The organism is Enterobacter sp. LM3 (genome assembly GCF_046622475.1).
GTDB classification, from domain to species: domain Bacteria; phylum Pseudomonadota; class Gammaproteobacteria; order Enterobacterales; family Enterobacteriaceae; genus Enterobacter; species Enterobacter cloacae_P.
On record NZ_JBJURN010000019.1, the window covers coordinates 76,785 to 87,848 of the forward strand.

At 53.8% G+C, this 11,064-nt stretch carries 11 protein-coding genes and 2 tRNA genes; 3 read left to right on the plus strand and 10 right to left on the minus strand.

What is annotated here, in order from left to right; translation table 11 throughout:
- Window positions 1–99: 99 nt before the first annotated feature.
- Window positions 100–990 (plus strand): HTH-type transcriptional activator IlvY, encoded by an 891-nt coding sequence (gene ilvY, locus ACJ9N4_RS17780; protein ID WP_182273298.1) that lies wholly within the window; start codon window positions 100–102, stop codon window positions 988–990.
- Here ilvY and ilvA read toward each other — a convergent pair.
- From ilvA to ilvL, 7 genes are all read right to left on the minus strand, one after another.
- Window positions 987–2,531 (minus strand): threonine ammonia-lyase, biosynthetic, encoded by a 1,545-nt coding sequence (gene ilvA, locus ACJ9N4_RS17785; RefSeq protein WP_182274604.1) that lies wholly within the window; start codon window positions 2,529–2,531, stop codon window positions 987–989. The two genes, ilvY and ilvA, sit on opposite strands and share 4 nt — an antisense overlap.
- A gap of 2 nt (window positions 2,532–2,533) precedes the next feature.
- A complete protein-coding gene (ilvD, locus tag ACJ9N4_RS17790) occupies window positions 2,534–4,384 on the minus strand; it encodes a dihydroxy-acid dehydratase (RefSeq protein WP_182273297.1) in 1,851 nt (616 codons plus the stop codon).
- Window positions 4,385–4,445: 61 nt separating this feature from the next.
- Window positions 4,446–5,375, minus strand: coding sequence for a branched-chain-amino-acid transaminase (gene ilvE, locus ACJ9N4_RS17795; protein WP_182919124.1), 930 nt, complete (start codon window positions 5,373–5,375; stop codon window positions 4,446–4,448).
- Window positions 5,376–5,393: 18 nt separating this feature from the next.
- Window positions 5,394–5,657: an acetolactate synthase 2 small subunit gene (gene ilvM / locus ACJ9N4_RS17800; RefSeq protein ID WP_182273295.1), complete on the minus strand. Its 264-nt coding sequence runs from the start codon at window positions 5,655–5,657 to the stop codon at window positions 5,394–5,396.
- Window positions 5,654–7,300, minus strand: a complete 1,647-nt coding sequence (gene ilvG, locus ACJ9N4_RS17805; protein ID WP_182273294.1) for an acetolactate synthase 2 catalytic subunit — start codon at window positions 7,298–7,300, stop codon at window positions 5,654–5,656. Before ilvG ends, ilvM begins: the two co-directional genes overlap by 4 nt.
- Before the next feature lie 2 nt (window positions 7,301–7,302).
- Window positions 7,303–7,353 carry a peptide IlvX gene (gene ilvX / locus ACJ9N4_RS17810; RefSeq protein WP_201405605.1) on the minus strand — a complete coding sequence of 17 codons (51 nt, stop codon included), beginning with the start codon at window positions 7,351–7,353 and terminating at the stop codon, window positions 7,303–7,305.
- 86 nt (window positions 7,354–7,439) lie between these two features.
- Window positions 7,440–7,538, minus strand: a complete 99-nt coding sequence (gene ilvL / locus ACJ9N4_RS17815) for an ilv operon leader peptide (protein WP_001311244.1) — start codon at window positions 7,536–7,538, stop codon at window positions 7,440–7,442.
- Window positions 7,539–7,880: 342 nt separating this feature from the next.
- On the opposite strand from ilvL, the gene ACJ9N4_RS17820 reads away from it, so the two are divergent.
- Entirely contained in the window at window positions 7,881–9,401 is a 1,521-nt protein-coding gene (locus ACJ9N4_RS17820) for a YifB family Mg chelatase-like AAA ATPase (RefSeq protein ID WP_182919126.1), read from the plus strand.
- Window positions 9,402–9,432: 31 nt separating this feature from the next.
- Here ACJ9N4_RS17820 and ACJ9N4_RS17825 read toward each other — a convergent pair whose 3' ends face one another.
- Window positions 9,433–9,771 (minus strand): DUF413 domain-containing protein, encoded by a 339-nt coding sequence (locus tag ACJ9N4_RS17825; protein WP_182273292.1) that lies wholly within the window; start codon window positions 9,769–9,771, stop codon window positions 9,433–9,435.
- A gap of 118 nt (window positions 9,772–9,889) precedes the next feature.
- Between ACJ9N4_RS17825 and hdfR the strand changes: the two genes are divergently transcribed.
- Window positions 9,890–10,711: an HTH-type transcriptional regulator HdfR gene (gene hdfR / locus ACJ9N4_RS17830; RefSeq protein WP_182919127.1), complete on the plus strand. Its 822-nt coding sequence runs from the start codon at window positions 9,890–9,892 to the stop codon at window positions 10,709–10,711.
- Between the two features lie 98 nt (window positions 10,712–10,809).
- Here the strand turns inward: hdfR and ACJ9N4_RS17835 are convergent.
- Both ACJ9N4_RS17835 and ACJ9N4_RS17840 read right to left on the minus strand, forming a co-directional pair.
- Window positions 10,810–10,885 (minus strand) — tRNA-Trp (locus ACJ9N4_RS17835).
- A 54-nt stretch (window positions 10,886–10,939) separates the two neighbouring features.
- Window positions 10,940–11,016 (minus strand) — tRNA-Asp (locus ACJ9N4_RS17840).
- Window positions 11,017–11,064: the final 48 nt, after the last annotated feature.

The following is an 11,064-nucleotide window of genomic DNA, read 5'->3' on the forward strand; positions in this document are numbered from 1 at the left end:
GAATGTACCCACATTACAACAGGAAATTTATTGCGGAAATTGATATATTCACAACGTCACGTTGCAATATCTGCAATGTAAAAAGGGGGAGTGGAATCGGTGGATTTACGCGATCTGAAAATGTTCCTGCATCTGGCGGAAAGCCGTCATTTTGGCCGCAGCGCACGCGCGATGCACGTCAGCCCCTCCACGCTTTCGCGCCAGATCCAGCGTCTTGAGGAAGACCTCGGCCAGCCGCTGTTTGTGCGCGATAACCGTACCGTCACCCTCACGGAAGCCGGGGAAGAGCTGCGCGTTTTTGCCCAGCAAACGCTGTTGCAGTATCAGCAACTGCGCCACACCATCGACCAGCAAGGACCGTCGCTGTCCGGCGAGCTGCATATTTTCTGTTCCGTCACCGCCGCCTATAGCCACCTTCCGCCTATCCTCGACCGCTTCCGCGCCGAACATCCGTCAGTAGAGATTAAACTCACCACCGGTGATGCCGCCGACGCGATGGAAAAAGTGGTGACGGGTGAAGCGGATCTCGCCATCGCAGGGAAACCAGAAACATTGCCGGGTGCGGTGGCTTTCTCAATGCTGGAAAATCTGGCCGTGGTGCTGATTGCCCCGGCACTGCCCTGCCCGGTGCGTAACCAGGTATCGGTGGAAAAGCCCGACTGGTCAACGGTACCGTTTATCATGGCCGATCAGGGGCCAGTACGCCGCCGCATTGAGCTGTGGTTCCGCCGCCAGAAGATCAGCAACCCGTCAATTTACGCGACAGTTGGCGGCCATGAGGCGATGGTGTCAATGGTGGCCCTGGGCTGTGGCGTGGCATTGCTGCCAGAAGTGGTGCTGGAAAACAGCCCGGAACCGGTGCGCAACCGCGTGATGATTTTAGAACGCAGCGATGAAAAAACACCGTTCGAGCTTGGCGTGTGCGCACAAAAAAAGCGGCTGCATGAGCCGCTTATTGACGCGTTCTGGCAGATTTTGCCGAACCACTAGCCTGCCAGGAAGAACCGGAACGCCGGGTTATGGGTTTCGTCATGGCACTCATAGCCCAGCTCGTTCAGCCGCGTTTCGAAATCAGGTTCATGCTCGCCCAGTTCGAACGCCGCCAGCACGCGACCATAGTCGGTGCCGTGGCTGCGATAGTGGAACAGGGTAATGTTCCAGTAGGTGCCCAGCGTATGCAGGAACTTCAGCAACGCACCAGGTGATTCCGGGAACTCGAAGCTGAACAGACGCTCCTGGAGTGGCTTCGACGGACGCCCCCCCACCATGTAACGCACGTGCAGCTTCGCCATTTCGTCGTCGGAAAGATCCACCACGCTGTAGCCGCCTTCGTGCAACAGGTTAAGGATCTCTTTGCGCTCTTCCAGACCACGGCTCAGGCGCACACCGACAAAAATGCAGGCATCTTTGGCATCGGCAAAACGGTAGTTGAACTCTGTCACCGAACGACCACCCAGCAGCTGGCAGAACTTCAGGAAACTGCCCTTCTCTTCCGGAATAGTTACCGCCAGTAACGCTTCACGTTGTTCACCCAGCTCGCAGCGTTCGGACACGTAGCGCAGGCCGTGGAAGTTCACGTTGGCACCAGAAAGTACATGTGCCAGACGCTCGCCGCGAATGTTGTGCTGCGCGATATACTTTTTCATTCCCGCCAGCGCCAGCGCGCCGGAAGGTTCCGCCACCGCGCGAACATCTTCGAACAGATCTTTCATCGCCGCACAGATAGCATCGCTATCAACGGTGATAATGTCGTCGAGATATTCCTGACACAAACGGAAGGTTTCATCGCCAATACGTTTGACCGCTACGCCCTCGGCAAACAGCCCGACGCGCGGTAAGTCCACCGGATGACCCGCATCCAGCGCTGCTTTCAGACAGGCAGAGTCTTCTGCTTCAACAGCAATGACTTTGATTTGCGGCATCAACTGTTTGATCAGCACCGCCACGCCTGCCGCGAGGCCACCACCGCCAACCGGCACAAAGACACGGTCGAGATGCGCATCCTGTTGCAGCAGCTCCAGCGCCAGTGTGCCTTGTCCGGCAATCACCATCGGATGATCGAACGGCGGCACCCAGGTGAACCCCTGCTGCTGCGCCAGCTCAATCGCTTTGGCTTTCGCTTCGTCAAAATTGGCACCGTGGAGCAACACTTCGCCACCGAAACCGCGTACCGCATCGACTTTGATATCTGCGGTTGCAACGGGCATTACGATCAGCGCTTTCAGCCCCAGACGTGCAGACGAGAACGCAACGCCCTGCGCGTGGTTGCCCGCAGAAGCCGTGATCACGCCACGTGCTTTTTGCTCATCGGTTAACCCGGCCATCATCGCGTAGGCACCACGCAGCTTGAAGCTGTGTACCGGCTGCCGGTCTTCACGCTTCACCAGGATCACGTTGTCGAGGCGCGAGGAGAGTTTTTCCATTTTCTGCAGTGGCGTAACCTGCACGGCTTCATAGACCGGCGCACGTAGCACCGCTCTGAGATATTCCGCCCCCTCAGGGGCGGCGGATAAGGGTTGTGACTCAGCCATCATTAACCCCCAAGTTTCGATTTATCGCGCACCGCGCCTTTATCTGCACTGGTGGCAAGGCTCGCATAAGCACGCAGAGCGAAGGAAACTTCGCGCTGGCGATCTTTTGGCGTCCACGCTTTGTCGCCGCGCGCTTCTTGCGCTTCACGGCGGGCGGCAATGTCCTGGTCACTCAGCTTCAGCTGGATACCACGGTTCGGAATGTCGATTTCAATCAGATCGCCATCTTCGATGATTGCGATGTTGCCGCCGCTTGCCGCTTCCGGTGAAACGTGGCCGATGGATAATCCAGATGTACCGCCAGAGAAACGACCATCTGTGATCAACGCACAAGCTTTACCGAGACCCATCGATTTCAGGAAGGTCGTTGGGTAGAGCATCTCCTGCATCCCTGGCCCGCCTTTTGGCCCTTCGTAGCGGATCACAACTACATCGCCTTCCACCACTTTGCCACCGAGAATGGCTTCTACCGCATCGTCCTGGCTTTCGTACACTTTAGCCGGGCCGGTGAATTTCAGGATGCTGTCGTCCACGCCTGCGGTTTTAACGATACAGCCATTTTCCGCGAAGTTACCGTACAGAACAGCCAGACCACCGTCTTTGCTGTAAGCGTGTTCCAGAGAACGGATACAGCCTTCGGCGCGATCGTCATCCAGGGTATCCCAGCGACAATCCTGTGAGAAAGCCTGAGTGGTGCGAATACCTGCCGGGCCTGCGCGGAACATGTTTTTGACCGCTTCGTCTTTGGTCAGCATCACGTCGTATTTGTCCAGAGACTGCGGTAACGTCAGACCGAGAACGTTCTTCACATCACGGTTCAGCAGACCGGCCCTGTCCAGCTCGCCGAGAATACCGATAACGCCACCGGCGCGGTGTACATCTTCCATGTGGTACTTCTGAGTACTCGGTGCGACTTTACACAGCTGTGGCACTTTACGGGACAACTTGTCGATATCACTCATGGTGAAGTCGATTTCCGCTTCCTGGGCTGCAGCCAGCAGGTGCAGAACGGTGTTGGTGGAGCCACCCATCGCGATGTCCAGGGTCATGGCATTTTCAAACGCGGCTTTACTGGCAATGTTACGCGGCAGCGCGCTTGCATCGTCCTGCTCGTAGTAACGTTTGGTCAGCTCAACGATACGTTTACCGGCGTTGAGGAACAGCTGTTTACGATCGGCATGCGTCGCCAGCAGCGATCCGTTACCCGGTTGAGACAGGCCCAGCGCTTCGGTCAGGCAGTTCATGGAGTTCGCAGTGAACATTCCGGAACAGGAACCGCAGGTCGGACACGCGGAGCGTTCCACCTGATTGCTCTGCTCGTCGGAGACTTTCGGATCGGCCCCCTGAATCATCGCATCGACCAGGTCGAGCTTGATGATTTTGTCGGAAAGCTTGGTTTTACCTGCTTCCATCGGGCCGCCGGAAACGAAGATCACCGGAATGTTCAGACGCAGGGAAGCCATCAGCATCCCCGGGGTAATTTTGTCGCAGTTGGAGATACAGACCATTGCATCAGCGCAGTGGGCGTTCACCATGTACTCCACCGAGTCAGCGATCAGCTCGCGCGACGGCAGTGAATAGAGCATGCCCCCGTGCCCCATCGCGATACCATCATCCACCGCAATGGTGTTGAACTCTTTCGCCACACCGCCAGAGGCTTCAATCTGCTCGGCAACCAGTTTACCGAGATCGCGCAGGTGTACGTGGCCCGGCACAAACTGGGTAAAGGAGTTAACCACCGCGATAATTGGCTTGCCAAAATCGGCGTCGGTCATCCCGGTGGCGCGCCACAGCGCGCGGGCCCCCGCCATGTTACGGCCGTGGGTGGTGGTGGCGGAACGATACTTAGGCATGCTTTATTTACTCCCGTCTGACTATTTAACTGGGGCGGTGCGTGCCACCCCATATTTATACTTATTGATTAACCTGATCCAACCAGCCGTATTTATCTTCCGTTTCACCGGTGAAGAGGCCAAAGAATGCCTGCTGAATACGTTTAGTTACCGGGCCACAGCGGCCTTCGCCTACCTGAATACCGTCTACGCTACGCACCGGTGTGATCTCAGCGGCGGTACCGGACATGAATACTTCGTCGGCCAGATACAGGGATTCACGAGACAGCACCTGCTCACGCACTTCGATACCCAGATCTTTCGCCAGCTTAATGATGGCATCACGGGTAATACCCGGCAGCGCGGAAGAGGTGAATGGCGGAGTGAACAGAATGCCATCTTTCACTTCAAACAGGTTTTCGCCTGCGCCTTCAGAGATATAGCCATTCACATCCAGCGCGATACCTTCCTGGTAGCCATGACGGCGTGCTTCGCTGCCGACCAGCAGTGAGGAGAGGTAGTTACCGCCCGCTTTAGCCGCCGTCGGAATGGTGTTAGGTGCCGCACGGTTCCAGGAAGAAACCATTGCATCGATCCCCTGATCCAGTGCTTCCGCACCCAGGTACGCACCCCACGGGAACGCAGCAATGATCACATCGGTGGTATAACCGGCTGGCGGGTTAACACCCATCCCCACATCACCCACGAACACCAGTGGGCGAATGTAGGCACTTTTCAGGTTGTTCTTACGCAGCACTGCGCGGCAAGCTTCCATCAGTTCATCAACGCTCTGAGAAACCGGGAAACGATAGATTTTGGCTGAATCACGCAGGCGCTGCATATGTTCGCGATGACGGAACACTACTGGCCCTTTGTGGGAATCGTAGCAACGGATACCTTCAAACACAGACGTACCATAGTGAAGCGCGTGGGACATCACGTGAACTTTCGCGTCCTCCCAACGAACCATCTCACCATTGAACCAAATGTAATCCGCTTTTTTCGTCGTCATTTTCTCTTCCTGCCGCGCTTAAGCACGGATTTGTTGTGATGTGGTTGTGCTTTGGCAGATAGCGACATGGGCAACATCTACCAGTTTATTTAACTGACTAAACAGTAAGTCGACCGACCGCGGACTGGCAACGGTTAATTCGATATTGATGTTCCGGGCGTCAGTGGCCGTTTCCATATTCATAGAGCAAATTTGAAAACCACGATGACGAACCACACGCAAAACACGTTCTAACGTTTCGGGATTGAAGCGAGCCTGCACGGCGACCTGATGTTGCATCATGATAATTTCTCCAGCATTTGTGAGTTACTGGCACCTGGCGGTACCAACGGCCAGACGTTCTCAAGCTCGTCGATTGAGACATGAAGCAGGTACGGCCCTTCGCTTGACAGCATGGTGTCGAGTGCCGCTTCAACCTGGTCTTTACGGGTGATGTGCTGGCCAGGGATGCCAAAGGCGCTGGCCAGAGTGAGGAAATCGGGGTTATCGGTCAGGGTGGTTTCGCTGTAACGCTCCTGGAAGAACAGCTGTTGCCACTGGCGAACCATCCCTAAACGCTGGTTATCGAGCAATACGATTTTCAGCGGTAACTGCTTACGCTTAACGGTGCCCAACTCCTGAACGTTCATCATGAAGGAGCCGTCACCGGAGATACAGATAACCGTATCGTTCGGGCGGGCAACCTGCGCCCCCACCGCTGCGGGCAGACCGAAGCCCATTGTCCCTAACCCGCTGGAGGTGATGAAGTTTTCCGGACGGGTGTAAGTCATATGCTGTGCAGACCACATCTGATGCTGACCGACATCGGTCGTCACCACACTGTCTGTTGGTTTACGGTCGGACAACTGTTTTAACAGCAGAGGGGCATAGATTGCTTCGCCAGGGTGATCGTAACGCCAGGCGTGTTCAGCACGCATATCTGCCGTGTGTTGACGCCATTCATTGATGTTCAACGGCTGCTGTAAAGCCGGCAACAATGCGTTGAGATCGCCCTGAAGTGCCACATGCACCTGACGCAGCTTATTCATTTCAGCAGGGTCGATGTCCATGTGGATGACTTTGGCATTCGGTGCGAAGGTATTCAGCTTACCCGTTACGCGGTCATCGAAACGCGCGCCTACCGCGATGAGCAAATCACATTCCTGCACCGCCAGGTTTGCCGCTTTGGTGCCGTGCATCCCCAGCATGCCCAGATAGTATGGGTAGTCAGCCTCAACCGCACCCAGACCTTTCAATGTGCAAGTGGCTGGCATTTGGGTTGCTGCGATAAATTCGCGCAGGGCCGGAACTGCCTGAGCCATACCCACGCCACCACCGACATACAGCATTGGTTGTTTCGCCTGAGCCAGCATCTGGCGCGCCTCTTCCACTTCTTCATGTGGGAAAGCATCATCATTTTCTACAGTGGAGAAGTGTGGATCCAGATCGCCAGAGGCAACCTGAATGTCTTTCGGGATATCAACCAGAACCGGGCCAGGGCGGCCAGAGTTGGCCACTTCAAACGCTTCTGCCATCACGCGCGGCAGCTCTTCCAGGGACTGAACAAGGAAGCTATGTTTGGTGCAGGCCAGCGACAAACCGAGTACATCTACCTCCTGGAAGGCATCGGTACCGATGAACGAGGAAGCCACCTGGCCGGTGATCGCCACCACAGGAACAGAATCAAGCAGTGCATCCGCCAGACCGGTGATCAGGTTGGTTGCGCCCGGGCCTGATGTTGCCATGCAGACGCCTGTTTTACCGGTAGCACGCGCATAGCCAATAGCGGCCATCGCTGCACCCTGCTCGTGTCGGCACAACAGGTGTTCCACGCCGCCGTCATACAATGCATCGTAAATCGGCATAATTGCGCCCCCCGGATAACCGAAGACAGTCTCGACTCCCTGTGCACGCAACGCATGTACTACCCACTGTGCCCCATTCATAGTTAGTTCCCCGTCATAAATCGTGAGAAACAGAATTTTATGCTAGTCGTCATTCTCTGCTCCTCGTTTACGTTTTTTAGTCATAAAAAAACCCCCGGACCTTTCGGTGCGGGGGTCTTAGTTCGTTAAGGCTTGATTTTTAAGCCTTTCCTCGTCCAAGTGCAGCCCCGCACGGTGGGATAATAATCACCACCACGCTAATCACGACCAGGCTAATCACTCGTAGAAGGGCTGTCATTTTCAGTTCTTTTTTCATCTTGTTCGAAGGAATGCCTAAAGAGTTATCACAGTTTTAAAATCAAACACAAGATTTATTTATGGCTGATTTTGTTAACCCGCAAACAGAATTTCTAAAAACCTTTGTTTTATATGAATAAATTAGAAAATGAATATTTTTCATTTTTTGGGTTATCTGTCCCTCGCCAAAACGGTGAATATTCAATCGCTGCGAGGAGGGTTCCATTTCCCTGCAACAATTACAACTTGCAGCGAAAAAGCAGGAACATGCGCCGTAAATAAACAAATTAACGATAAAAGTGAAAATCCTCTACTGGCATAGTTACGCCAGAAGGAGGTATTTATGTCACTGTCGGTTGTTTATACCCGAGCCGCTATTGGAGTGAAGGCCCCACTCATTTCTGTTGAGGTTCATTTGAGTAATGGGCTGCCCGGGCTGACGCTCGTCGGCTTACCAGAAACCACGGTTAAAGAGGCCAGAGATCGGGTACGTAGCGCGATTATCAATAGTGGTTATACCTTTCCCGCAAAGAAGATCACGATCAATCTCGCCCCTGCTGATCTGCCCAAAGAGGGAGGGCGATATGATTTACCTATCGCTATTGCGCTTCTCGCAGCCTCTGAGCAGCTTAATACGACAAGGCTAAGCTCGTATGAGTTCATCGGTGAACTGGCGCTTACAGGCTCGCTCAGAGGCGTTCCTGGTGCTATCTCCGGGGCTCTGGAAGCCATACGAGCCGGTCGACAAATTATTGTGGCGAATGAGAATGCTTCAGAAGTGAGCCTTATTGCAGAGAAAGGATGCCTTATAGCCGGGCATTTGCAGGAGGTATGCGCGTATCTGGAAGGTCGCCATGAACTGGCCGAACCGGAAGAGAGTGACGATATCCTGCCGGATGCGCCTGAAGATCTTAGCGATATCATGGGCCAGGAGCAGGGAAAGCGAGCATTAGAGATCACCGCCGCAGGCGGGCATAATCTTTTGCTGATAGGCCCTCCCGGTACGGGTAAGACCATGCTGGCCAGTCGGTTGAGCGGCTTGCTTCCTCCCCTTGATAACCACGAGGCGCTCGAAAGTGCCGCAATCTTTAGCCTGGTAAGTTCAACGTCACTGCAAAAACAGTGGCGACGTCGCCCGTTTCGTTCCCCGCACCATAGCGCCTCTCTTGCCGCGATGGTCGGTGGCGGGTCTATCCCCGCGCCAGGTGAAATTTCATTGGCGCATAACGGTATTCTGTTTCTGGATGAGCTGCCTGAGTTTGAACGCCGCGTCCTGGATGCGCTGCGAGAACCCATCGAATCAGGTGAGATTCATATCTCACGCACACGCGCTAAAATCAGCTATCCCGCGCAGTTTCAACTTGTTGCCGCAATGAACCCTAGTCCTACGGGACATTACCAGGGCAACCATAACCGCTGTACGCCTGAACAGACGCTTCGCTATTTGGGCAAATTATCCGGCCCTTTTCTCGATCGATTTGATTTATCGCTGGAGATCCCACTGCCGCCGCCAGGCCTGCTTCGGCAGACAAACATGAAAGGAGAAAGTACGGTAAAAGTACGCGACAGAGTTATTGCCGCTCAGGCACGGCAGCATGCGCGTCAGAACAGACTGAATGCACGGCTGGACAACACCGGAATTCGTCAGTATTGCCCTCTGTCGCCTGAGGATGCAGGCTGGCTGGAGGAAACACTGTCGCGGTTTGGTCTTTCCATCCGGGCATGGCAACGTTTATTGAAAGTGGCCCGAACCATTGCCGACATCGAAGGTGACCCTGACATTGAAAGACGACACCTGCAGGAGGCGTTAAGCTATCGCGCGATCGATCGCTTGTTGTTACATCTGCAAAAGATGCTGGCGTAAAAAAGGGGCCGTAGCCCCTTTTCACATCAGATTAGTCTTCAGACTCGGTGTAGTCTTCAGCACCTTCCATCTGCGGCTTACCGCCTGACAGCGTATGGAAACGCTTTGGACGCTTAATGCGAGCCATATACTTGATCCATACACGTTCTACTTCAGACTGCGGTTCACGCTCACCCCGGCAAACAGCAACGAACTGTTTTTCGTCTTCGGTTACTGGTTCACGCTTACCCAGATCCAGCTCGTTGAAGGCATAACCATGACGCTCAAGTAACTGCGCCTCTTTGATGGTGAAATCGCCGTGACGAGAGAACCCGCGTGGATAATTTTTATTGTCGAAAAAACGATTAGTCGTCGTAAAGCTTTCCGCCATCCTACACGCTCCTAATTCTTTGGCCGAGCTATTTATGGCGCGGAGTATTAGTTACGCTTGACAGAGTGTAAAACAAAACATTTAAATCATAACGACAAATAATTTTGTGGAGAAAGATGTGGATACGGAATTGCTAAAAACTTTCCTTGAAGTGAGCAGAACGCGCCACTTTGGGCGAGCAGCTGAAGCCCTCTACCTGACGCAGTCAGCGGTCAGTTTTCGTATTCGACAGCTGGAAAATCAACTGGGTGTAAATCTTTTTACCCGTCACCGCAACAACATCCGCTTAACGCCAGCCGGTGAAAAACTTCTCCCGTATGCAGAAACGTTGATGAACACCTGGCAGGCGGCTCGTAAAGAGGTTGCACATACCTCAAGGCACAATGAGTTCTCTATTGGTGCCAGCGCCTCCCTGTGGGAATGCATGCTGAGTCAGTGGCTTACCCGGTTGTACCACTCTCATAGCCATCTGCAATTTGAGGCCAGAATTGCGCAACGCCAGTCGCTTGTTAAGCAACTTCATGAGCGTCAGCTTGATCTTCTGATCACGACCGAAGCCCCCAAGATGGACGAATTTAGCAGCCAGATTGTTGGGCAATTTGGCCTGGCGCTTTATGCTTCTGAGCCTTCTATGATGAAGGCAGATCTCAGTTATTTGCGTCTGGAATGGGGCCCGGATTTTCAACAACATGAAGCAGGATTAATTGCCAGCGACGATGTTCCGCAGCTCACCACAAGCTCTGCAGAGATCGCCTGTCAGCAACTTGCTTTGCTGAAGAGTTGTACCTGGTTACCTACCCGCTGGGCAGACAACAAAGCTGGACTGCATGCTGTCACAGATTCCACAACGCTTTCCAGGCCGCTATATGCGATCTGGCTGCAAAACAGTGACAAACAATCACAGATAAAAGATCTGCTAAAAATCAACATAACGGATTAATGCATAAGCCTGCAGGGATGCAGGCAGCACATTCAGAAGGCGAGTTTTCGCTGTTTTACAGGCAAAAAAAATCCTTTGCCTAAGCAAAGGATTATATATGGCAGGGGCGGAGAGACTCGAACTCGCGACACCCGGTTTTGGAGACCGGTGCTCTACCAACTGAGCTACGCCCCTAAATTTTCTTGCCATTAAGCCTGCCAGGAAAGGCAGGCTTAATGTCTTAATAAGTGGCGGAACGGACGGGACTCGAACCCGCGACCCCCTGCGTGACAGGCAGGTATTCTAACCGACTGAACTACCGCTCCACCGAAGACTGCTGTAACCACCGGATTTATGCACCGGCTTACTACTTA

Coding starts and splice junctions, on each gene's coding strand:
- ilvA (WP_182274604.1), bottom strand. CDS start 2,531: ATGGCTGAGTCACAACCCTTATCCGCCGCCCCTGAGGGGGCGGAATAT.
- ilvD (WP_182273297.1), bottom strand. CDS start 4,384: ATGCCTAAGTATCGTTCCGCCACCACCACCCACGGCCGTAACATGGCG.
- ilvE (WP_182919124.1), bottom strand. CDS start 5,375: ATGACGACGAAAAAAGCGGATTACATTTGGTTCAATGGTGAGATGGTT.
- ilvM (WP_182273295.1), bottom strand. CDS start 5,657: ATGATGCAACATCAGGTCGCCGTGCAGGCTCGCTTCAATCCCGAAACG.
- ilvG (WP_182273294.1), bottom strand. CDS start 7,300: ATGAATGGGGCACAGTGGGTAGTACATGCGTTGCGTGCACAGGGAGTC.
- ilvL (WP_001311244.1), bottom strand. CDS start 7,538: ATGACAGCCCTTCTACGAGTGATTAGCCTGGTCGTGATTAGCGTGGTG.
- ACJ9N4_RS17820 (WP_182919126.1), top strand. CDS start 7,881: ATGTCACTGTCGGTTGTTTATACCCGAGCCGCTATTGGAGTGAAGGCC.
- ACJ9N4_RS17825 (WP_182273292.1), bottom strand. CDS start 9,771: ATGGCGGAAAGCTTTACGACGACTAATCGTTTTTTCGACAATAAAAAT.